Origin of the sequence: Kitasatospora azatica KCTC 9699 (assembly GCF_000744785.1) — a bacterium.
GTDB classification, from domain to species: Bacteria; Actinomycetota; Actinomycetes; order Streptomycetales; family Streptomycetaceae; genus Kitasatospora; species Kitasatospora azatica.
This window is the reverse complement of sequence record NZ_JQMO01000003.1, coordinates 4,561,601-4,583,205: the sequence shown is the minus strand read 5'-3', so window position 1 is coordinate 4,583,205 and position 21,605 is coordinate 4,561,601. Positions and strand designations below refer to the sequence as shown.

26 protein-coding genes and 1 pseudogene are annotated in these 21,605 nt (G+C 70.5%); 17 read left to right on the top strand and 10 right to left on the bottom strand.

Translation table 11 applies throughout. From position 1 onward, the window contains the following. Positions 1–6: 6 nt before the first annotated feature. Positions 7–204 (top strand): hypothetical protein, encoded by a 198-nt coding sequence (locus BR98_RS31020; RefSeq protein WP_035850033.1) that lies wholly within the window; start codon positions 7–9, stop codon positions 202–204. Between the two features lie 36 nt (positions 205–240). Here BR98_RS31020 and BR98_RS42160 read toward each other — a convergent pair whose 3' ends face one another. Further along, entirely contained in the window at positions 241–369 is a 129-nt protein-coding gene (locus BR98_RS42160) for a hypothetical protein (RefSeq protein WP_267886104.1), read from the bottom strand. 155 nt (positions 370–524) lie between these two features. Between BR98_RS42160 and BR98_RS31015 the strand changes: the two genes are divergently transcribed. Next, positions 525–737, top strand: coding sequence for a hypothetical protein (locus tag BR98_RS31015; RefSeq protein ID WP_157538004.1), 213 nt, complete (start codon positions 525–527; stop codon positions 735–737). A gap of 399 nt (positions 738–1,136) precedes the next feature. Here the strand turns inward: BR98_RS31015 and BR98_RS31010 are convergent, their stop codons facing one another. Beyond that, the gene (locus BR98_RS31010) at positions 1,137–1,364 is read right to left on the bottom strand and encodes a hypothetical protein (protein WP_035850029.1); all 228 of its coding nucleotides are present in this window, start codon (positions 1,362–1,364) and stop codon (positions 1,137–1,139) included. A 504-nt stretch (positions 1,365–1,868) separates the two neighbouring features. Here BR98_RS31010 and BR98_RS31005 point away from each other — a divergent pair. From BR98_RS31005 to BR98_RS30995, 3 genes are all read left to right on the top strand, one after another. Next, the gene (locus BR98_RS31005) at positions 1,869–2,072 is read left to right on the top strand and encodes a cold-shock protein (RefSeq protein WP_035850027.1); all 204 of its coding nucleotides are present in this window, start codon (positions 1,869–1,871) and stop codon (positions 2,070–2,072) included. 359 nt (positions 2,073–2,431) lie between these two features. Then, a complete protein-coding gene (locus tag BR98_RS31000; RefSeq protein ID WP_035850025.1) occupies positions 2,432–3,955 on the top strand; it encodes a DEAD/DEAH box helicase in 1,524 nt (507 codons plus the stop codon). A gap of 174 nt (positions 3,956–4,129) precedes the next feature. Further along, positions 4,130–4,507 (top strand): CBS domain-containing protein, encoded by a 378-nt coding sequence (locus BR98_RS30995; protein WP_035850023.1) that lies wholly within the window; start codon positions 4,130–4,132, stop codon positions 4,505–4,507. 420 nt (positions 4,508–4,927) lie between these two features. Here BR98_RS30995 and BR98_RS30990 read toward each other — a convergent pair whose 3' ends face one another. Both BR98_RS30990 and BR98_RS30985 read right to left on the bottom strand, forming a co-directional pair. Then, positions 4,928–5,362 (bottom strand): Hsp20/alpha crystallin family protein, encoded by a 435-nt coding sequence (locus tag BR98_RS30990; RefSeq protein WP_035850021.1) that lies wholly within the window; start codon positions 5,360–5,362, stop codon positions 4,928–4,930. Positions 5,363–5,749: 387 nt separating this feature from the next. Then, complete coding sequence (locus tag BR98_RS30985) at positions 5,750–6,187, bottom strand: Hsp20/alpha crystallin family protein (RefSeq protein WP_051970519.1); 438 nt, start codon at positions 6,185–6,187, stop codon at positions 5,750–5,752. 114 nt (positions 6,188–6,301) lie between these two features. On the opposite strand from BR98_RS30985, the gene BR98_RS30980 reads away from it, so the two are divergent. The 7 genes and pseudogenes from BR98_RS30980 to BR98_RS30955 all read left to right on the top strand — a co-directional run. Further along, positions 6,302–6,988, top strand: a complete 687-nt coding sequence (locus tag BR98_RS30980) for a hypothetical protein (RefSeq protein WP_035850019.1) — start codon at positions 6,302–6,304, stop codon at positions 6,986–6,988. A gap of 148 nt (positions 6,989–7,136) precedes the next feature. Beyond that, positions 7,137–7,274, top strand: coding sequence for a hypothetical protein (locus BR98_RS39800; protein ID WP_157538003.1), 138 nt, complete (start codon positions 7,137–7,139; stop codon positions 7,272–7,274). A 69-nt stretch (positions 7,275–7,343) separates the two neighbouring features. Then, the gene (locus BR98_RS30975; RefSeq protein WP_035850017.1) at positions 7,344–7,610 is read left to right on the top strand and encodes a hypothetical protein; all 267 of its coding nucleotides are present in this window, start codon (positions 7,344–7,346) and stop codon (positions 7,608–7,610) included. 14 nt (positions 7,611–7,624) lie between these two features. After that, entirely contained in the window at positions 7,625–8,047 is a 423-nt protein-coding gene (locus BR98_RS30970) for a hypothetical protein (protein ID WP_035850015.1), read from the top strand. Positions 8,048–9,040: 993 nt separating this feature from the next. After that, on the top strand, positions 9,041–9,388 hold the full coding sequence (locus tag BR98_RS30965) for a helix-turn-helix domain-containing protein (protein WP_035850012.1): 348 nt from the start codon (positions 9,041–9,043) through the stop codon (positions 9,386–9,388). A gap of 344 nt (positions 9,389–9,732) precedes the next feature. Continuing rightward, positions 9,733–10,095 carry a hypothetical protein gene (locus BR98_RS30960; protein ID WP_035850008.1) on the top strand — a complete coding sequence of 121 codons (363 nt, stop codon included), beginning with the start codon at positions 9,733–9,735 and terminating at the stop codon, positions 10,093–10,095. Between the two features lie 150 nt (positions 10,096–10,245). After that, a pseudogene (locus BR98_RS30955) lies at positions 10,246–10,769 on the top strand (carbonic anhydrase); the annotation flags it as partial. Between the two features lie 65 nt (positions 10,770–10,834). Here BR98_RS30955 and BR98_RS30950 read toward each other — a convergent pair. From BR98_RS30950 to BR98_RS30935, 4 genes are all read right to left on the bottom strand, one after another. Continuing rightward, positions 10,835–11,233 carry a DUF2267 domain-containing protein gene (locus BR98_RS30950; protein ID WP_035850004.1) on the bottom strand — a complete coding sequence of 133 codons (399 nt, stop codon included), beginning with the start codon at positions 11,231–11,233 and terminating at the stop codon, positions 10,835–10,837. Positions 11,234–11,284: 51 nt separating this feature from the next. Next, positions 11,285–11,683, bottom strand: a complete 399-nt coding sequence (locus BR98_RS30945; RefSeq protein WP_407639546.1) for a DUF2267 domain-containing protein — start codon at positions 11,681–11,683, stop codon at positions 11,285–11,287. A 2-nt stretch (positions 11,684–11,685) separates the two neighbouring features. Next, positions 11,686–12,027 (bottom strand): STAS domain-containing protein, encoded by a 342-nt coding sequence (locus BR98_RS30940; protein WP_035849999.1) that lies wholly within the window; start codon positions 12,025–12,027, stop codon positions 11,686–11,688. A 128-nt stretch (positions 12,028–12,155) separates the two neighbouring features. Then, a complete protein-coding gene (locus BR98_RS30935) occupies positions 12,156–12,590 on the bottom strand; it encodes an Hsp20/alpha crystallin family protein (protein ID WP_035849997.1) in 435 nt (144 codons plus the stop codon). A gap of 109 nt (positions 12,591–12,699) precedes the next feature. Here BR98_RS30935 and BR98_RS30930 point away from each other — a divergent pair, with 109 nt between their 5' ends. Further along, positions 12,700–12,981: a hypothetical protein gene (locus BR98_RS30930; protein ID WP_035849994.1), complete on the top strand. Its 282-nt coding sequence runs from the start codon at positions 12,700–12,702 to the stop codon at positions 12,979–12,981. 1,046 nt (positions 12,982–14,027) lie between these two features. Here BR98_RS30930 and BR98_RS30925 read toward each other — a convergent pair. Continuing rightward, the gene (locus BR98_RS30925; RefSeq protein WP_051970517.1) at positions 14,028–14,999 is read right to left on the bottom strand and encodes a M48 family metalloprotease; all 972 of its coding nucleotides are present in this window, start codon (positions 14,997–14,999) and stop codon (positions 14,028–14,030) included. 10 nt (positions 15,000–15,009) lie between these two features. Further along, entirely contained in the window at positions 15,010–15,402 is a 393-nt protein-coding gene (locus tag BR98_RS30920; protein ID WP_232247697.1) for a BlaI/MecI/CopY family transcriptional regulator, read from the bottom strand. 126 nt (positions 15,403–15,528) lie between these two features. Between BR98_RS30920 and BR98_RS30915 the strand changes: the two genes are divergently transcribed. The 4 genes from BR98_RS30915 (at position 15,529) to BR98_RS30900 (ending at position 20,982) form a co-directional block, all read left to right on the top strand. Then, positions 15,529–16,302 carry an ABC transporter ATP-binding protein gene (locus BR98_RS30915; RefSeq protein WP_063774864.1) on the top strand — a complete coding sequence of 258 codons (774 nt, stop codon included), beginning with the start codon at positions 15,529–15,531 and terminating at the stop codon, positions 16,300–16,302. Between the two features lie 9 nt (positions 16,303–16,311). Next, positions 16,312–18,864 carry an ABC transporter permease gene (locus BR98_RS30910; protein ID WP_035849992.1) on the top strand — a complete coding sequence of 851 codons (2,553 nt, stop codon included), beginning with the start codon at positions 16,312–16,314 and terminating at the stop codon, positions 18,862–18,864. Positions 18,865–18,959: 95 nt separating this feature from the next. Continuing rightward, the gene (locus BR98_RS30905; RefSeq protein ID WP_232247696.1) at positions 18,960–20,138 is read left to right on the top strand and encodes an MFS transporter; all 1,179 of its coding nucleotides are present in this window, start codon (positions 18,960–18,962) and stop codon (positions 20,136–20,138) included. 70 nt (positions 20,139–20,208) lie between these two features. After that, on the top strand, positions 20,209–20,982 hold the full coding sequence (locus tag BR98_RS30900; RefSeq protein WP_035849990.1) for a heavy metal-responsive transcriptional regulator: 774 nt from the start codon (positions 20,209–20,211) through the stop codon (positions 20,980–20,982). Positions 20,983–21,605: the final 623 nt, after the last annotated feature.

Below are 21,605 nucleotides of genomic sequence, written 5' to 3'. Positions count from 1 at the left end.
GGGGGCTTGGCGGGGGGCACGGAAGAGGCCCCCGATGGCGGCGACGAGCACGATGACGGGCTGGGGCAGCCACCGGCCGGCCTCACCGCCGTGCCGGACATCGTGGCCTGGGCCCAGCAAGCCCCCGGAGTGCCCGTACCCGGCGCCCGGGTCAAGGAACTCGCCACCGCCGCGGTACGCGGCCCCGCGGGATTCCGGATGTAGTGCGCGACGGGTAGTTCCGGCCGACCTGGGTGGTGACTACGCCCATCTGGTGAGCACCGTCTGGTTGCGGACTCCGTCGGTGTACGGGCCGGTTGCGACGTTCATCCAGCGCGTCGCCGCGGACATCGGGGGCGGCCAAGTCCTGGTGACGATCGGTGTGCTCATGGCAGCGAACGCCCTGGTGTACCTGGCCACCGGACTGATCCTCGGTGTGGCAGGTGGTGCAGTGGGCGGGCCTCTCGTGGGGCGGGAGCGGACCGGCCGTCGCGGCGGCCGTGATCAGCGTGTCCTGGCCGCTGCTGACGCTGATTCTGGGGTGGGTGTTCCTTCGCCGTGGCGCTGCGACCGTCGGGCCGGGTCTGGAGCAGGCACGCACGGCGCACGCGCTGGCGCTGGGCTGGAACATCGCGGCGCCGTGGTCCATGCCGTGGTACACCGCGATGGCATGGCCACTGGCGGCGCTGCAGCCCCGCGCCCGCACCGACTACGTCCTGTGCACGGTCACGGTCGTTCTGGCGCTGGCGTACAACTGACGTTTCACCCTTTTCGCGATAGTCAGCTGCTCGTACGGTGACGCTATGTGAGGTTCGCCGGTCGTCAGGTGTTGGAGGGTGGCTGAACCCAGAAGCCGAGGACGTGGTCCATGGCTTGTTCGGGGGGTGGTGAGCGGACTGGAGCCCTCTTCACGTGGGGCTTGACGGCCGCCGGCGCCGCACTGGCGGTCGGCCAGCGCGGCGCCGATCGTCATGTTCCCTTCCGGCTACCGTCGGGGCAGGGACCAGCGGGGCCCGTTCGACACGGCCATCGGGATCAATGCCCGGGGTAGGAGCCCCCGGATGATGCCGAGGCGACGGTGCGCCGTCGTTCCTCGGCGCAGGGACCACCCGCGAGCGGTGCGGCACGATCGGCCGAGAAGCGCGGGGCGCCCGCGGTCAGAGTTTGAACATCGCGGCGTACGGCTGGGTGATGCGCTCCTGCCGCGATCCGAAGTCGACGAGTACGGCGATGTCGCCGTCGCCTTCGACGCCGATGGCCCGGCCGAGCCCGTAGCGGTCGTGGGTGACTCGGTCGCCGACGGCGAACCGCTTGAGCGGCGCCTGGCCCCGGACTTTGAAGGGGCTGGTGGGCAGGGGCCAGCGGACTGCTGCTGATTTCGTCATTCCTTGCAGTATGCGCCGGAAATCGCGGGAGCGGGGCCTTTCGGTGGAACTCGAATGTGGACGGGCCGGAATTCGAATCGTGCCGTCCCCTGTCTCCACCGGAACCAGTGGCGGGGCCGACCCGGGGCCGCAGTGGCGAGAGTCCACGCGGCGCGCCTCGGGGCTCGCCCTGGTCGCACTGCCAGTGGAGCCGTCGCCCCGGACAAGCGCTATGCCGTCAACCACCCTGCCCGCAGCGAGCGTTGGCGTCCCTGGCGACTCGGGGGCGGCGGGCCCGAGGGGAGGCCCCTGCAAAACCGGGAGTGAAATAATCCACCACGGAAGGCCGGGGCCTGCTAAGAGTCGTCTTAGTTGCAGTAGTGGTTCCCATGAACTTTGTGTGCGCCTGCTGATGTTTCGCGGGCGCATTTCTGTTTCCCGGCTCTTCCCCGGGTGGGTCATCATCGCGGCACTCGAGGCCCGCACTGTGCGTGTTTCGGACAGCCCCTTGAAGGAGATTTCTTTATGGCTAATGGCACTGTGAAGTGGTTCAACGCGGAAAAGGGCTTCGGCTTCATCGAGCAGGAGGGCGGCGGCGCTGACGTCTTCGCCCACTACTCGAACATCAACGCCAACGGCTTCCGTGAGCTGCTCGAGGGCCAGAAGGTCGAGTTCGACGTCACGCAGGGCCAGAAGGGCCCGCAGGCCGAGAACATTCGTCCGCTGTAGTTTTTCTGCTGAGGCACCCGCCTGGCAGCGAGGGGCCCGCACCGCGTACACGCTCGGTGCGGGCCCCTCCGCATTGCGCATCCCCGGCTGTTCAAGCCCCCTGGCTTCGCCACTGGCGGCCATCCCCACGCGAGACGCCCAGCGCCGCGTCCGGATCGGCGCCCTGCCGTGAGATCCCACGGTTCGAGGTTCGCGCTCCCGACCCTTTCGGTGAGCGCCGACCCCAGGTGACGTGCCGCACGGTTCTTCCGTCCACGCTTCGCCCGTCACATGTTCTGGCCCGTTCCCTTGCGGTCTCCGCCGGCGCCCCGCGCTCCGGAGCCTTCCTCGTGACGTGCCGCCCCGAGGAAGGTCTCCACATGAACCGCTCCCGTCGCTCCTCCTACCAGAGCTCCAACTCCCGCTCCGGCGGCACCGGCCACGGATCCCGCTCCGGCGGCAGTTCCTTCTACGGCGACCGGCCCGCCGACGGCCGCAACTCCTCCGGGCGGGGAGGCCGTCAGAACTCCTCCCCGCAGGGCGAGTTCGCGATGCCGGTCAGCACCACCCCGGCGCTGCCGGCCGTCGAGGCGTTCGCCGAACTGGAGATGCCGAAGGCACTGCTGGCAGTGCTGACCCGCCAGGGCGTCACCACTCCGTTCCCGATCCAGGCCGCAACACTGCCGAACTCGCTGGCCGGGCGTGACGTCCTCGGACGAGGCCGCACCGGCTCCGGCAAGACCATCGCGTTCGGTCTCGCCGTGCTGGCCCGCATCGCCGGGCAGAAGACCGAGCCGCGCCGCCCGCTGGCGCTCGTGCTGGTGCCCACTCGCGAGCTCGCCCAACAGGTGACCGACGCGCTCACTCCCTTCGCCCACGCGGTACGCCTGCGGATGACCGCCGTGGTGGGCGGCATGCCGATCGGGCGCCAGGCCCAGGCGCTGAACCGTGGCGCGGAGGTCGTGGTGGCCACCCCCGGCCGGCTCAAGGACCTGATCCAGCGCGGCGACTGCCAGCTCGACGGCGTCGCCATAACGGTGCTCGACGAGGCCGACCAGATGGCCGACATGGGCTTCCTGCCGCAGGTCACCGAACTCCTCGACCAGGTCGCCGAAGGCTGCCAGACGATGCTGTTCTCCGCGACCCTGGACCGCAACGTCGACCGGCTGGTGCGCCGCTTCCTCAAGGACCCGGTGACCCACTCGGTGGACCCGTCCGCGGGAGCGGTCAGCACGATGGAGCACCACGTGCTGCACGTGCAGAACTTCGACAAGAACGCCACGATCGCCCACATCGCCTCCCGTGACGGCGGGGTGATCATGTTCACCGACACCAAGCACGGCGCGGACCGCCTGGTGCTGGACCTGCTCGCCAACGGCGTGAAGGCGGCGGCCCTGCACGGTGGCAAGTCCCAGCCGCAGCGCACCCGCACCCTGGAGCAGTTCCGCAACGGCCAGGTCACCGCACTGATCGCCACCAACGTCGCCGCGCGTGGCATCCACGTCGACGGGCTCGACCTGGTCGTCAACCTGGACCCGCCGGCCGACCACAAGGACTACCTGCACCGCGGCGGGCGCACGGCCCGTGCGGGCGAGTCCGGCACCGTCGTCACCCTGGTCCTGCCCAACCAGCGCCGTGAGATGGCCCGCATGATGGCCACCGCCGCCATCACCCCCGTCACCACCAGGGTCAGCGCCGGAGACGAGGAGCTGGCCCGCATCACCGGCGCCCGCGTGCCCACCGGCATCCCCGCCGTGATCGCCGACCCCGTGGTCGAGCGCCCGCGCCGCAGCGCCTCCGCAAGCCGGGGCCGTCGCCGCCGACCCGCCTACGCCGGCCGCAACCCGCAGACCGCCGGCGGCTCGCGCAGTGCAGCGCCGAGGCGCGTTGCTCTCGCCGCATAGGACGCCGTGCGGGCCCGGGCCGCGACACGGCCCGGGCCCGCACCATGCACCGGTGGGCGACACTCGGTTGCCACGACGACCGCGCGAGGAACCCGCCCCCGGCACCGCCGACCGTCCCACCGCCAGTGCCCTGATCACCGCCACCGCCGGCGGGAGACGCGAAGGAATCCGCCCATGACCACCACCCTCGAACGCCCCGTGACCACCACCGTCGGCGACCTCATGAAATACCCGGAGCTGCAGATCAGCGACGATGTCACGGCCGACATAGCAATGGACATCCTGCAGAGCTCCGGCGCGGACCACCTTCTGGTCCGCGCCGACGACGGCCGCTGCGCCGGGCTGCTGACCCGCCTGCACCTCGCGCCGTTCCAGGCCCGGTCCTGGTACACCGAGCGCACTGCGGTGCGCGACATCGTCCTCGACCGCGCCCCGTTCGCAACCGCCGACATGCCCGCCGCCAACGCGGCCACCGCCATGCGCTCGCGCGGCCTGGACAGGTGGCCGGTAGTGGACCACGACGGCCACGCCATCGGCCTGTTCAGCTGCTAGAGCCGTACTTTGCGGGGCGCCAGTTCAGGTCTCCGGCTGGCGGGTCTGCGTGACTTGGCCGTCGCGATCCGTCGCTTCTGCGGCCTTGTCACCGCCCGGCAGACTGTCCTCGACGTGTACGCCGACGTCCGGACACCGCTGCCGCAACTGCCGCACCGCTGCGTCGAAGCCTGCCCGCAAAACCGCACGACTGCTGACCGAATGCCGTCCATGCTGACCTGGAAACACTCCTAGCCGGCGCTCATCTCGCGGCAGTCATCCGTTACCAGCGAGAGCGGCCTGAGCAGGCAGCGCCGTGGACAGCGGGGTTTCGTGGCCTGCGCGGTTCGGCGCAGGGCCCGGGTCAGGGGTGCCGCACGGGCGGCGGGGGTGTTCCGCCCGTGCGGCAGGTTTCCTCTGGGGCACCAGGCCCGATGGGGGTCAGGCCTGGAGTTCCTTGTGGTCGCTGCCGCCGCTGATGTGGATCTTGCGGGGTTTGGCGGTCTCGGCGACCGGGATGGTGAGGGTGAGTACGCCTGCCTCGTAGGAGGCGGTGATGTGCTCGACGTCGAGGGCGTCGCCGAGGAACAGCTGCCGGGAGAAGACACCGAGGGGGCGTTCGGAGAGCTGGACCTCGGCGTTGTCGCCGCGCTGGGCGGGGCGGCGCTCGGCCTTGACGGTGAGCGTGTTCTTCTCGACGTCCAGGTCGATCGCGTCCGGGCTGACGCCGGGGAGGTCGAACTGGACGTAGAACATGTCGCCGTCGCGCCAGGCATCCATCGGCATCGCGGACGGTCGCGACCACGTGCCGGTCGTGCCGAAGAACTGCTGGGTGAGTCGGTCCAGCTCGCGGAAGGGGTCGGTGCGCATCAACATTGTCGAGTACCTCCTCGTTGTATCAACGGGCGACTTCGACGCGCTCACGCATCCGCTCAGGCATGTCACCTTTTCAGTGACAAGAGGCATATGTCGCCAAATAGATGACATAGCGGATGGTCGGGCGTCGTGGGGAGTCAAGGCTCCGGTGTCGGTGGCCTTCCGTGGACAGGCCACCGGCAGGCGTGGAGCGGCGCGGGCGGCTGGTCGCTGCCATGGCGCGATTGCAGACAGCGACACACCGGGCCACCCGGCAGGGGCGAAGACCACGTGCGACAGGTACAGCTCCGGCCGCCATGCCGCCAGCTGAACGCTTGCGGCCAGGTCCAGGCCCGCAAGTGGTGGGCAACCCCGAGCAGTACGGCGTCGGCCTCGCGCGGGGTCAGGTCACGCCGCGGCGGGGACGGCCGGTCCGTTCTCCATGGGCGACGGCTGTCCGGCCTCGCCGGCCTGGATGGTGATCTTGCGGGGCGGGGAGGCCGAGGCGGTGGGGACGGTGAGGGTCAGGACGCCGTCCTGCAGGTGGGCCGTGATACGGCCCGGGTCGAGGCTGTCGGCCAGCTGGATCCGGCGCTCGCACACCCCGTGGGAGCGCTCGGCGAGCTGGGTGCGCGCGTTCTCACCGCGGGGGGCGGGACGACGTTCGGCCTTCACGGTCACCATCCGCCCCAGTGCCTCGACCTCGATCGCCTCGAGCGGGACGCCGGGCACATCGAGCGCGATCACGAAACGGTCGTCCTCGCGCCAGGCGTCCATCGGAATCGGGGCCGGCTGCGACCCGGCTGCGGGGGGCGCCTGGTGGGTCACCGCAGTGCGCATGGACATCGTCGGACACCTCCGGTCCAGAAGCTCTTGCTCGCACCGGTGCGGCGCGACACGAACCGTTGTAGCATGTCATCCAGAGGATGACAAACACTCAGTCAGCGAAAGAGTGACGACATGTATTCGCAGGACACCGGCACGGCCGGGGTCGGCCCGGCCTCGTTCCTGGCCGCCGCCGCCGCGCTGGGCATGATGGACGCCGCCGCCCGCACCGCCCGCCACGCACCTCCGGACGACGCGGGCCAGCACGACCCGGGCGGTGCGCTGTCCGCGCTCCTGCTGCTGCGCCACCTGCGTGAGGAACTCGCCGGCTGGGAGACCGGTCTGATCGAGACCGCCCGCGGTGCCGGCGCCACCTGGGCCGACCTCGCCGAACCGATGGGCGTCCAAAGCCGCCAGGCCGCCGAGCGCCGCTACCTGCGCATGCGCCCGAACACCGACGCTGGCACCGTGGCAGGCAGCACCGGCGAGCAGCGCGTCCAGGCCGTCCGCGACCAGCGCGCCGCCGACCGCGCGGTGACCACCTGGGCCCGCGACAACGCCGCGGACCTGCGCCGCCTCGCCGGGCAGATCGGCGCCCTGGACGACCTCACCACCTCGGCGGCCCCCGCCATAGAACGCCTGCTGGACGCGCTCGGCGACAACGACCCCTCCCGCCTGCTCGCCCCGCTCGCCGAGACCCGGCCCTTCCTGGAAGCGGACCACCCGACGATCGCCGGCCGCCTCGACGAGCTCACCACCCGAACCGACCAGCTGCGGGCCCACAGCGGACGGCAGCGCCGCACACCCCCGGCCGGTGCGTGACCGCCCTCAGTAGCGCCCCTTCCGGGCCGCGGCCTGCGCACCGCTGACCCGCTCCCAAGTCGAAGGCCCGCCCCGGCAGGCAGAGCGCCAGCCGACGCCTTGGGCCCTCATGTGAAGACCATCCGTACTCCGATCCCAGCCGACGCCCATGACTCCAGCCGACCTGCAGCAGCTGCTGATCACACGCACCCCCGAGATCCCGGGCATCGCCGCCGCCGACAGGCGCGGCGACGACAGCCCCTACGGACTGACCGTGACCCTGGACGGCGGTGGGCAGGTGTGGTGAACCATCACCGGTGCCGACGGCTCCGCCCCCGCCCAGGCCGTTGCTGGTACTGCCACCGAGGAGACGCAGGTGCCGGACCTGACGGGCCGGCCTGTGGCGGTTGCCCTCGTCGAGCAGGCCCTGGTCGCCGCCGCGACGGCCGACGGCGCGGCCAGTGATGTTGTTCGCGTCGACCGGTACAGCACCCGCCCGGATCCGCCGGCGGTGCGCTACGGCGCGACGCTGGAATGCCGCGACGGCTGGAAACTCTTCCTGTCCTGCTACGGCACCGCCCGCCCCGGCACCGCCCGCCCGGCCTGCCCCGGCGACCTGACCCGACCCGAACCCTTCCACTGAAGGAGACACCCCCCGTGGCCAGCCCGACCCAGACGCTGGAGTTCCAGGCGGAGACCCGCCAGCTGCTGCAGCTGGTGATCCACTCGATCTACTCGAACAAGGACATCTTCCTGCGCGAGCTGATCTCCAACGCCTCCGACGCCCTCGACAAGCTCCGCCTGGAATCCCTCACCGACACCGATCTGTGCATCGTGCCGGGACGCCGGCCGTCTGGCCGCGCTGCCTCGCCGGGGAGCTGCGTGGGCCTGGGGACCGGCTCGCTTCGCCGGCCCCTCCTCGGGCATCGCGGAGCCATGGTGTCGGTGGACTTCGAGTGCCTGTGCCGGGCGCGGATCGGGATCGACATCCTCGACCTGCCCGCCCACGGCGGCGGCGCTGCACCTGTCCTGAGCGGAATTGGACGGATCAGGCCGAGCCCGACCAGGACCGTCTGCTGAGCCTTCACGACCGGCACCGGGCACCGCCCAGCCGCAATGCCACTGATCCAGCGGCCTTTCACGACCCCATCGGCGAGCATTGCCGCAGGTCAACGACCCGCGATCATTGTCAAGCCCAGTGGCAGTGCGCCGAGTCGGGCAGGTCTGTGGGCGTGTCCCCGCCGAGAGTCGCTAGGACCCCTGGCTGTTGGCCTGGCGGGCGGCGGCTCGGGGGGTTGCCGCCGCCGCGCAGCGGGAGACTACCTCACTCACCGGCGCCGCAAAATCTATCCGCGCCGGAGTAGACATTGCTCGCGGGCGGGTCTAACGTTTCTCTCGTAGACAGCAGTCGGCGATACCGGCCAGACACGAACTGGCCGGGTTGTTGGACCGAAGTTCGCAGTTCGGTCCGGCAGTGGAGTTCCGAAGCCAGGCAGGTGCAGGACGGCGACGGGACTGGCTGCCGGACCGGGCGGCCCGCAGGCATCAGGGGCCGCCACCAGCGGTATCGAGCAGTACGCAGTTCAGTGAGTGCAGTACCGGCAGTCGCAAGACAGGCACGGCCTCGGCAAAGGCGCCCAGACTGCGGGCGCGCGTGCCGAGGGGTCCGGGCAGTGGGGTTCCAGGCCACCGCAGACGCGGGGCGGCCGGCGGGCCCGGGCTGCCGGACCGGGTGGGCCGTTACCGCCACCGACCAGCAGTACGCAGTTCAGCAGGTGCAGTACCAGCAGTACCGAAGTGACAGTTCAGTACAGAGGATGAACGGAGGGCGCAAGCGCCATCAGGATCGCCCGGCCCGTGAACACTCGCCCGGGCGGACACCGCAGACCCCAAGGCAAGGACGGTGGTTTCCGGTCACGCATACGCGATCCCCGCACGCCCCTACTTCGGGGCAGTGCGGAAGTAGAAGGACCGGCCCAGGCCGGTAGATGGTGTTGTTCCCCTTCGGGGCCCCGGAGCCGAAACGGCCCCGGGGCCCCTCGACGCGTTCTCCCCGAGAACCAGAGAGGTGCAGTGACTACAACGGCCAGCCCCGACACACCCGGCAAGCTCGACGACGACGACTACCCCGCCTACACCATGGGCCGCGCCGCCGAGATGACCGGCACCACCCCCGGCTTCCTACGAGCCCTCGGCGAACACCGCCTCATCACCCCCCTACGCTCCGACGGCGGCCACCGCCGCTACTCCCGCTACCAACTACGCATCGCCATGCGAGCCCGCGACCTCGTCAACCAGGGCACCCCCATCGAAGCCGCCTGCCGCATCGTCATCCTCGAAGACCAGCTCGAAGAAGCCCTGCGCCTCAACGAACAACTCCGCCTCTCCCAACAGCGCCAGGAGCCCACCGCGGACACCTGACCCGCCCGCCAGGCCGACGAGACCGGCCTGCGGTGAGCGGCAGGTGCTCACCGCAGGCCGCCCCGAGAGCGAGAAGTCCCGCCCCCACCAGGTCGGGTCGCGACAGGAGCACATCACCCTGCCCTGTGCAGCGAGCTGATGCTGGACCTGCCGGAGGTCCTCGGCTCTGCTGGCTCCACCGTCACCACCTTCGGCGCCGGCCCTGCTCGTCACCGCCGGCCCGCGCGATCCAGGCGGCGGCCCGGTCCTCACGGCTGCCGTGCGGCAGGCACAAGGCTCGTGGCTGCCATGGCAGCTGCCCAGGCCCTTGGGCCCGCGGAGGGCCGTGTCATATTCTGTGGGACATGTCGAACCCTGACGGGCTGCTCATCGACATCGCGGCGATGGTCGAGTCCGAGCACAGCAACCAGATGTCCCTGACCGTAGTGGTCCCCGGGGCCGTGATCACCGGCAGGCTCGCCCCGGTGGCCCTGTGGTTGGAGCGGGTGGCCGAGGTCCTCCATGCCTCGGAGCACCTGAAGCCCTTCGCCGCTCTCTTCGCCCCGCCCACCGACGCCCCGCCCGCACGGCCCACCCATCTGCATCTCCACCGGGCGAAGATCCTGCAGGGCGACTTCGGACTGCCCCACACCGGCGGCATGTACCGCATCGCCATCGAGGACATCAGCAGCTGGACGGTCGGGGACCTCAGCTACTCCGATTCCTGATCGCCGCAGCAGGCCAACTGGCCGCCCGGCTCGATACTCTGTCTCCCCGCAGCAGTGCGTCCGCCGGGGCACGACGGGCACAACCGGCGGGCGAGGCGGCGGACAGGGGGTGCCCGCGCGGACGACAGGGCCTGGTCGTGGTCTGCGGCCATGACCGAAGCTCTTGCTGCGACGCCCCGGGAAGCCTTCGAGATGCTGATGGCCGGCAACCCGCGGTTCGTCGCGGGTTCACCGGAGCACCCGAACCAGGACGCCGCCCGCCGCACGGAGATCGCGCCGGCCCAGAGCCCGTTCGCAGTGCTGTTCGGGTGCTCCGACTCCCGGCTGGCCGCCGAGATCATCTTCGACCGGGGCTGGGCGACCTGTTCGTGGTCCGCACCGCCGGACACGTCGCCGGGCCCGAGGTGCTCGGCAGCATCCAGTACGGCGTCAGCGTGCTCGGCTCCCCGCTGGTCGTGGTGCTCGGCCACGACGCGTGCGGCGCGGTCGCGGCCACCCGTGCCGCCGTGGCCGACGGCACCACCGCCGGCGGGTACGTGCGGAACGTGGTCGAGAAGGTGACCCCCAGCGTGCTGGCCGCCCGCGCGGCCGGGCGCACCGAGGACGCGGACTTCATCGCCGAGCACATACGACACACCGTCGACCTGCTGCTGGAGCGCTCCCGCGCGCTCGCCGCTTACCGGTATTCGCCCTTTCATGCGCGTGGTACGGATCTTCGGCCGTCCTGGCCGGTACGGGGTCAGGCGGCGGCGGGGGTGAGGTCGGCGCGGCCGAACAGGAGTGCGTAGCCGCGGGGGAGGTAGGCGAGGAGGCGGTCGGTGAGCTCCTCGCCGACCAGGTCGGTGAGTGCGGCAAGGACGCAGGAGGCGTCCCAGCGGGCGCCGGCGAGGGTGGTGTTGAGGTTGCGGGCGACGGCTTCGACGAAGGCGGGGGCGGTGACCGGTTCGGTCAGGGGGATCGGGGCGACGAGGGCGGCGCGGGCGCGTTCGGGCAGGGCGGCGGCCAGGTCGCAGCGTTCGTCGCCGGTGAGCTGGGAGCCGAGTATGCCGAGAACGGCGTCGAGGACGTGTTCGGCTTCGCGGTCGCTGTCGTAGCGGCCGAGGTCGCGGACCCGCTGGACGAGGTGGTGCCAGGTCATGTCGAGTGCCTTCCGTACGTGGCAGGCCGCTTTTGGGGCGGCAGGCGTGGGTCAGGGCCGCCGGCCGGGCTGGGGCCGGCCGAAGAGGACGTCGTAGCCGGGCGGCAGCTGGAACAGGATGCGCTCCATGAGGTCGTCGCCCGCGGCGTCGGCGGTTGTGGACAGCACGGCGCCGATGTCCCACACGGCGGTGGTTTCGGTGGCGCCCTCGATCCAGGCTGCGGTGGCGTGCACGAACCGTTCCGCGGTGAGCGGTTCGGCGGCCTGCAGCGGGTTGAGCAGGACCAGGGCGAGGGTCTCGGGCAGCCTGGCCGCGAGTTCGGCACGGACCTGCCCGACCAGGTGTGCGCCGAGCAGGGCGAGCACGACGCGGGCCGCGCGCTCGGCCTCCTGGGCGGTGGTGTACTCGCCGCGTTCCTGGACGCGCTCCAAGAACGCCTCCCATCGCAGGGTCACCTCGCATCTCCCTCCATCCGGGCGGGCGCTGCACGCGCCCGCAGTCGGGGTTCGACGATCAGCCGCCGGTTCAGGCCGGTGAGCCTGAGCAGGCGCAGCACTCGGGGGCCGGCCCCGCGCAGGATCAGGCGGGCGCCGAGGCGGTCGGCCTGGTTCTGGGCGTGCACCAGCGCACCCAAGCCCGCACAGTCCATGAACTCCACGCCGGCCAGGTCGAACACCACCTCGCGGCTCGCCCGGAGTGCGGCGCTCAGGCTGCGTCGCAGTTCGGGGGCGGTGGCGAGGTCGAGGTCACCGCGGGCGGTCACCAGGGCGGCCGCCGTGTGGAGGGTGTGCATGGCGTTCTCGCTGTCGGTTCGGCCTGCACAGCACTCGGCGTGCTCGGGGGCGGGTTCGGGTGGGGCCCGGGGGTGGGCTGTCCCGCACGGTGGGGGGAGCCGCGCGGGACAGCCCCGCTCACGTGGGGTCAGGCCTGGATCTGCTTGCGGTCGCTGCGGTGGCTGATCGCGATCTTGCGGGGCTTGGCCTTCTCGGCGACCGGGATCTTCAGCGTCAGCACCCCGGCGTCGTAGTCGGCGCTGATCCCCTCGGGGTCGAGCGTGTCGGACAGCATGACCTGGCGGGAGAACACGCCGAGCGGACGCTCGGACAGCTCCCACTTCACGCCCTCACCCTCGTGGCGCGGACGGCGCTCGGCCTTGACGGTCAGCATGTTCCGCTCGACGTCGATGTCGATCGCCTGCGGGTCCACCCCAGGCAGGTCGAAGGAGATCACGTACTCGTCGCCCACGCGGTAGGCATCCAGCGGCATCGGGGCCGGACGCGACCAAGTGCCGTTCGTGCCCAGGAACTGCTGGGTCAGACGGTCAAGTTCGCGGAACGGGTCAGTGCGCATCAGCATCGCGAAACACCTCCATTGGCTAAGGGTTGCCAGTGCGCTTCACCTGAATCCGTTCTAACATGTCATCCATCCGATGACAAGTTTCTGAGCCATCCAGAGGATGACGCTGATGAGGGAGACACCCGCCCCACCCAGCGCGCCCAACCGCGGCCACCCGGACCGCGCGTTCCGTCTCGAGATCCTGACCGCCCACCCGAACAACTCCGCCATGACAACGACCAGCGACGTACCTGATCACGCCACCGTTGAGCAACGCTGGCAGCGGCTCCAGGATCAGCTCGACCAGGTCGGCGACCGCACCCGCGCCGAGATCGACACCGCCATCGCCTCGATCGACGCCTGCCTCGCCCGACTCGCGGCCCTCCGCCAGCACCTCACCGATCGCCCGTGACACCCGAAGTAGCAGCAGCACTCGCTCCAACCATTCGGAACCCGCCCTGATGGTTGCCGGCGGCGGCGCGAAGGAGTCCGCGAGGTGCGGCGGTACCGGGTTCGCCTCTTTCGGTCAGCGCGGCGGTGACGATGTCATCGCCAAGCGCCCACGACAGACGCACGGCAAGTTCGCCCTCGCACAGGACCAGCACCCTGGGCTCCAACCGCACTGGAGCCCGCGGGTCGCCTGCCAGCCCAACGGCTGCCGCATCAGTTTCATTCTCCGATGCTCCCTACGACCGGGCCTGCGGCCTGCGGGGCCCGGTGATGGGGTGTGCACGCAGCATGAGACGCGGGAGCGTGAAGGGTCCAAGCCGCTCTCGTTGCCCTTGATACCTGCCACCCGCAGGACGGCGGTGCGCGGACTCACGCCCCCGGGCGGCCCGTGCGCCGCCCGACTCGGCGGTCAGCGCGGCTGCCCGGCCCGCACCCGCACCCAAAGTCATGGCCGTGCAGATACCCCGCCGGTTCTCGTCGACGGGTGAAGCGATGGCCATGGATGGCGGAGACCTTAGCGCCAGCACGGGCAAGTCGCGCTGACCAGACGCGACAGGCTGAGAAGAGCAACGCGATCCCTCGTCATTGCTCGGTCCTTCTCAGCGCATCTCATCCGTTGAAGCCGCCGAGTGTGCACTGATTATGAAATGATCTTCTATTCGACCATCATTTGCGCAGGTCAGAGGCATGTTCGATCAGTACTTCGACCTGTAGGGGCACCTCTGACCTGCGGAAACGCAGTTCGGTCTCTCGTTGTTTCCGCAGGTCAGCACTTCGCTGACCTGCGGAAACGTCTGCGAGAGGGTTACCGTCGAAGGCTCACCGGCTCGCGGTGTGAAATGAGAGTGCACTGAGTTCGATCTCGGCACAAAACCCTCTCAGTGGCCTGAACCGCCACAGCGTAGCCCCCGGCGACGGGGCGATGAGTAGTTGTTGGCTGTGCGCCGTCGTCCTGACGTGCAGAAACCTCACTGAGTACCCCCCTCAGGTGACCGTCGTTCGGCCGGCTCAACCTCGCGACGCCGCGTGCTTGACGAGTTCGAGCAGGGCTTCGAGATCGTGGACGGCCTCGGCGGCGCACAAGCCGGTTGCCAGCAGAAGGCCGACGATGACGGCAAGAGGTAGGGGGCGCCGGCGAAGCGGTGGGGCCAGGAGCGCGGCGACTCGGCGAGGCACAGGGCCTGGTCCGCTCGGCACGAGGCGGCCGAGGATGCCGAGGGCGGCGGCCGCCCAGGGAGCTTCGCGCAGCCGGGTCCGGGCTCGGGTGCGTTGGGCGGCGAGGGCGGCCTTGCCCACGGTTTGGGCGACCTGGCGGCGGTTACCGATACAGCTGGCTGCGCTCTCGTCGGCCCAGCGTTCGACTGTGTAGGTGACAGCACCGGCGAGTGGCCGCAGCAGCGGGTTGGCGGCGGCGGCCAACTGGGCGAGGGCCACGAACAGGTGGTGATGATGTCTCAGGTGGGCACGTTCGTGGGCGAGCAGGACCTCGCGCTCAATGGGGTCGAGGGCGTCGAGCATGCCCGTGGAGACGACGATGCGGCCCGGCAGGCCCGGGACGGCGTATGCCTCTGCGGCAGGATCGTCGACGACGACCAGCTGATCCCGGCCGGGCATGCAGGCGGCCTCAGCGGCGGAGGCCGCGAGGGTGCGGACCCGGCGCCACAGCATCCGGGCCGCTGCCCCGGCGGCGGCGGCCAGCAGCGCGCCCGACAGCAGGGCGACGGAGAACGAGGCCGGGTCGTGGTGCTGGGCTGCCTGCGCCGACCAGTGTCCGTGCGCGAGTCGGGCGAGCAGGGGAATGCGGATCAGACCGGTGATCGAAAGCAGGGCCAGGACGGTGGTGCTGGCGGCGGCCAGTACGAGCGCCCCGAGACTCAGCAGCCACGTGGCCAGGCGGGGCGGCAGCCGCTCGCCCAGCGGCCGAGCCAGCACGGCGGCCAGCAACGGGAACAGCAGCGGCAAGTAGACGACGTAGCGCATCGCGGCAGCCCTACTGCCCGGTGTCCAGCAGGCGTCGCAGCAGTTCCTCGTCGTCGGCGGACAGCTCGTCGACGAAGTGGGTGAGCACGGCTTCCCGGTCGCGGCGGCCGTCCAGGACCTTGCGCATCTGGCGGGCGGCGAGCCCGGACTCATCGGCCACAGGGGCATAGGCGAAGGCCCGCCCGCGCTTGCTGCGCTTCAGCAGACCCTTGTCGTGCAGCCGGGACAGGCCGGTGACCACGGTGGTGTAAGCGAGCCGCCCATCCAGGAGTTCGCGGACCTCGCCCGGGGTCAGCGCCTCGGGGGCCGCCCGGTGCAGCGCGGCCAGGATCTCGGCCTCCAGCTCGCCTTTGCCCCTGCCCTCGGGTGCAGTGGGTTCGTGCACGCCCACGGACTTGGTCACCTCCTGCGCTATCTTCTACGTCGACGTAGAAGTTCTACGTTCTCGTAGAAGCTGCTTGCCTGCCCAGAGTCTGCCATGCCGCCTCGCGCCCGCGCATGCCTCGGCAGCGAACCCAGGAGGACGTGCGTGAGCACAGCAACGGCGGTCCACGCCCCGCAACAGACCATCGCGGCCCGCACGCAGGGCCTGACCAAGGCGTACGGCAGCGGCGAGACCCGGGTGGTGGCACTGGACTCGGTCGACGTGACCGTGTCGCGCGGCGAGTTCGTGGCGATCATGGGCCCGTCCGGCTCGGGCAAGTCGACGCTGATGCACTGCATGGCGGGCCTGGACAACGCCTCGACCGGGCAGATCTGGATCAGCGACACCGAGATCACAGCACTCAAGGACAAGCGGTTGACTCAGCTGCGCCGGGACAAGATCGGCTTTGTCTTCCAGGCGTTCAACCTGCTCCCGACACTCACCGCGCTGGAGAACATCACACTGCCAATGGACATCGCCGGCGCCAAGCCGGACCAGGCGTGGGCGGACCAGGTGATCGACACCGTCGGCCTGCGTGAGCGCCTCAAGCACCGGCCGTCCGAGCTGTCCGGCGGCCAGCAGCAGCGAGTCGCATGCGCCCGCGCGCTGGCGAGCCGACCGGAGATCATCTTCGCTGACGAGCCCACCGGCAACCTCGACTCCCGGGCGGGCGCCGAGGTCCTGGCGTTCCTGCGCAAGTCGGTGAGCGAGCTGGGTCAGACCATCGTGATGGTCACCCACGATCCGGTCGCCGCATCCTACGCGGACCGGGTCGTCTTCCTCGCGGACGGCCGCGTCGTGGACGAGCTGCTGGACCCGACAGCCGACTCGGTACTCGACCGGATGCGCAAGTTCGACGGCGCCGGACGAAAGAGCTGACGGACCACCATGATCAAGGCAAGCCTTCGCAACTTCCTCGCCCACAAGGGCCGCATGGCTCTCTCCACCCTGGCCGTCCTGCTCGGGGTCGCCTTCGTCTCCGGCACCCTGGTCTTCTCCGACACCATCAACACCGCCTTCACCTCCATCTCCAGCTCCACCGCGGCCGACGTCACGGTCAAGCCGAAGCAGGCATTCACCCCGGAGATCGAGGACCGCGCCCTGTCCGGCGAGGTGCCCACCCTTCCCGTGAGTGTGGTGGCCAAGGTCGCCGCCGTACCCGGCGTCCAGGCCGCACACGGCCAGATCAGCCTCCAGAACCTCACCGTCGTCGACCAGAACAACAAGCCGGTCGGCCCCACCACCGGCGCGCCCACGCTCGGCCAGAACTGGTGCGACGACCCCCAAGTCCACCTCGCCCAGGGCCACGCACCTACGAAGACCGGCGAGTTGGTCATCGACCAGGCCAGCGCCCAGCACAAGAACATCCATCTCGGCGACCCGCTGCACATCCTCACCCCGACCGGCTCCACCCCCGGCACGGTTGTCGGCATCGTCACCTTCGCCACTGGCAACCCCGGCGTGACCATGGTCTACGTCGACACCGCCACCGCCCAGCACGCGCTGCTCGGCAAACCCGACGTCTTCACCGGCGTCACCGTGGACACCGCACCCGGCACCAGCCACACCACTGCCCAGAAGCAGATCAAGACCGCCCTCGGCGACGGCTACTCGATCGCGACGAAGGAGGAGCAGGCGCAGACCGCCGCCCAGCAGATCAGCTCCTTCCTGAGCGTGGTCACCCTCGCCCTGCTCGGCTTCGCGGGGCTGGCCGTGCTGGTCGGGATCTTCCTGATCCTCAACACCTTCTCCATGCTGGTCGCCCAGCGCACCCGCGAACTCGGCCTGCTCCGCGCGCTCGGCGCCGGACGCGGCCAGGTCACCCGCTCGGTCCTGACCGAGGCCCTGCTGCTCGGCGTCATCGGCTCCACCCTCGGCCTGGGCGCAGGGATCGGGCTCGCCGCCGGGCTGAAGAGCCTGATCTCCAGCTTCGGCGTCGACCTGTCCGGCACCGCACTGGTCATCAACCCGGCCACCCCTGCGGCCGCTTACGCGATCGGCGTCCTTACCACCCTGGTCGCCGCCTACCTGCCGGCCCGCCGAGCCGCCCGCATCTCCCCGATGGCCGCCCTGCGCGAAGCCTCCACCCCGGCCACGAAGCCACTGGCCGTACGCTCCGCCCTGGGCACAGCGCTCCTGCTGGCGGGCGGCGCAGCCCTGGCCGGCGCGGCGAAGTACCACGCCACTCTGACCACCGGAGCCGGACTGCTCAGCGGCGGCATCGTCGCCACCCTCGTCGCGCTCGTCGTCCTGGGCCCGGCGCTCTCCCGGGTCGTCGTCCACGGCCTCGGCGCCTTCTACCCGGCGCTGTTCGGCGCGGTGGGCCGGATGAGCCGCCTCAACGCCGTACGCAACCCGCGCCGCACCGGCGCCACGGCGGGCGCGCTGATGATCAGCCTCTCCCTGGTCGGCGCGGTCGCCGTTCTCGCGGCCTCGCTCACGACTTCCGTCAACCGCGACGTCGACAACACCTTCGGCGCCGACTACGCCCTGTCTGGCAACGGACAGCAGCCCATCGGCCACGAGGTCACCGCCAAGATCAAGACCATCCCCGGAATCCAGGCCGTCACCCGCCAGCGCTATGCGGTCGCGCACCTCAACGGGTTCCAGCTCGTCCTGTCGGGCGTGGACGTCGCCACCGTCGACCAGGCCGTCAAGCCGCAGTACGTGGCCGGTTCCACCGCCGACGTCGCGGCGGGCAAGGTGATGGTCGATGAGACCACCGCCAACGCCGACCGCCTGAGCATCGGCTCGAAGGTCGAACTCCACTTCCTCAACGGCAACGCGGGCACCCTCACCGTCGGCGCGATCAGCAAGCCCCCGGCGGGCGCGGGCAAGGACGGCGGCAGCTGGGAGGTCTCCCTGGACACCCTCAGCCGGTTCGCCCCCGAGGCCCAGGACTTCACCCTCTACCTCAACACCGCTCCCGGCGCCGACAAGAAGCAGGTCCAGGCCGCCCTCGACACCACGCTCGCGGGCTACCCCCAGGTCAGCGTCCAGAGCCAGGCCGACTACAAGAAGTCGATCACCAGCCAGGTCGACACCGTCCTCTACCTGGTCTACGCCCTCCTCGCCCTCGCGATCGTGATCGCCGTCCTCGGCGTGGTCAACACCCTCGCCCTGTCCGTGATCGAACGCACCCGCGAGATCGGCCTGCTGCGCGCGGTGGGCACCTCACGCAGGCAGATCGGCCGGCTCATCCGGCTCGAATCCGTGCTCATCGCCGTCCACGGCGCGCTGCTCGGCCTCGGCCTCGGCCTCGCATGGGGCATCGCCGGACAGAGGGTCCTCGTCCTCTACGGAATCACCGCCCTCAGCATCCCCTGGAGCACCATCCTCGCTGTCCTCGCCGGCTCGGCCCTGGCCGGCCTGGCGGCGGCGGTCCTGCCCGCCGTCAAGGCAGCACGGACCAAGGTGCTCACCGCCATCGCTGCGGGTTAACCGACCGCGTCCGCCAGTGGGTACCCCCGGACCCACTGGCGGACGCGCGCATCCTGCGACGATTGCCCCAGCCCGCCGTGAGGAGAACCCGACCGATGACTACACCCACAGCGTCGCGCCGACAGATGTGGCCGCTGTACGCGGCCGGGTTCACCACCGCGTTCGGTGCCCACGCCATCGCCGCCAACCTCGGCAACTTCACCTCCCACCGCGCCGAATCCCTGCTCGTCCTCGGCGGACTGCTCGCGCTCTACGACGGCGCGGAAGTTCTCCTCAAGCCCGTCTTCGGCACCCTCGCCGACCGGGTAGGAGCCCGCCCCGTCCTGCTCGGTGGCCTCATCGGCTTCGCCGTGGCCTCTGCCGCTTTCGTCTTCGCCCACAACACAGGGCTGCTCTGGCTCGCCCGCCTCGGCCAAGGCGCGGCAGCCTCCGCCTTCTCCCCCGCCGCCTCCGCCCTCGTTGCCAGGCTCAACCCGGCGACCAAGCACGGTCGCGCCTTCGGCTCCTACGGCTTCTACAAGAGCCTCGGCTACACCGCCGGCCCCCTCCTCGGCGGACTGACCGTCTGGGCCGGCGGCCTGCCACTCCTCTTCGGCGTCATGACCGCACTCGCCGCCGCCGTCGCAGGCTGGACCGCCCTCACCGTACCCGCTGTGCCACCACTGCCCCGCGCCCGACAGACCGTCATCGACCTCGCCCGCCGCATGACCCAGGGCAGTTTCCTTCGACCCACCACCGCACTGGCCTGCGCGACCGCCGCGCTCTCCGTCGGCGTCGGGTTCCTGCCCATCACCGGAGCCGCAGCCGGCCTCGGCCCGGTCGCCACCGGAGCGGCCGTCTCCGTGCTCGCCGCCTGCGCGGCCATCGTGCAGCCCCGGGCCGGCCGAGCCCTCGACGCGGGACAGCTCACCATCGGTCGCGGCCTCACCGCCGGGCTGTTGACCACCGCCCTCGGCCTGGCCTGCGCGATGCTCGGTGGGCTTTCCGGCGTCCTCGCAGCAGCAACCCTGATCGGCACCGGCACCGGCCTGATCACCCCTATCGGCTTCGCCGCCCTGGCCTCCACCACCCCCGCCGAGCGCCTCGGCCAGACCATGGGAGCCGCCGAACTCGGCCGCGAACTCGGCGACGCGGGCGGCCCCCTCCTGGTCGGCGGCGTCGCCACCGCCGCCACCCTCACCAGCGGCTACGCGACCCTTGCCGTCCTCCTCGCCGCCGCAGCCCTCACCATCGGCCACTCGGCCACACGATCACCCAACCGCCCACCGACGTGACGGCTTCCCTCGCCAAACACTGGCGGTCCTGTTGACCTTCGAGTCGGGTCGAAGGTTTACCGTCGGCGGTGTGACGACCTACCGCATCTCGCAGCTGGCCGAGCGCTCCGGTGTTCCGGCAACGACGCTGCGCTTCTACGAGGACGCCGGTCTGCTGCCTGCCGACCGGACCCCATCCGGATACCGGGTGTACGGCGAGGACGCGGTGGAGCGCCTGGCCTTCATCTCCTCGGCCAAGCAGCTGGGCCTGGCCCTGGAGGAGATCCGCGAGCTCCTGGGCGTCCGCGAGGAAGGGGTGTGTGCGTCCGTCCGGGCGCGGATGCTGCCGCTGGTCGCCGACCGGATCACCGCGACCGACGGCCGGATCGCCGAGCTGCGCGCGTTCTCCACCCACCTGGCCGGCGTCCACGCCGAGCTGTCGGGCCCGGCGCCCGCAGGGGCATGCGGTCCGGACTGCGGTTGTACCACCTCCAGCGCCCCGGCCGCCGGGCCCGGGTCGGTGACGCTGTCAACGACCCGCCCGGAAGAGGGTGTCGAGCCGTGGCGGGACATCCCGGTGGCGTGCACGCTGAGCGGCGCCGAGCTGGACGAGCGCACCGAGCAGTGGCAGCGGCTGGTCAGCAAGGCCGAGTCGCGCAAGGAGATCGCCGACGGCCTCCGCCTGTCCTTCCCCGCCGATGCCGAGCTCGCCGGCGAGGTCGCGGTTCTCGCCGCGGCGGAGCAGGGCTGCTGCGCGTTCTTCGACTTCACCCTGCACCTGACCCCGACCGCCTTTCAACTGGAGGCACGGGCCCCCGAGGCCGCCGCAGGGGTGCCGGCCGACCTTTTCGGAGCTACCTCATGACCGCGCCGGCTTCGCGTCCGTCCCGGCCCTGGGGCGCCGTCGGCGCCGGTGCAGCGGCCATGGCCGCCTGTGCGGTGTGCTGCGCGGGCCCGACCCTGGCCGTCCTCGGCGGCATCAGCGTAAGACCTCGCACCTTCACGATCAGTAGCACCGCGTAGCGCCGCACGGTGAGCCGCCAACTCGACCTCGTGGTCTCCGCTCGGCGCTTCTCACCGCGTCTCATCGTCATGGCCGCCGCGTGTGCACTGGTTGTGAAATGATCTTCCAAGAGGCCTCTGTTTCCGCAGGTCAGAGGCATGTTCGATCAGAACTACGACCTGTAGTAGGTGCTCCGACCTGCGGAAACACAGTTCAATCTCTCATCGTTTCCGCAGGTCAGGCAAGGTCCTGACCTGCGGAAACGCCTGGAGAAGAGGCAGCTGCAGCACCTCTGGGGCTCGCAATGTGAAATGAGTGTGAAATGAGCACGCGTAGATCGAACTCGCGATGATCACTCCGTTGCCCTTGCCAGCACTGGGCAGTACGCTATCTCGCTACTTTCAGTAGTCATCGCTCGTAGGCTGCCGACTCAACAGGTTCGATCTGTTGCCAGCACTGCCGCTCCCGCACGCGAAGCACCATCC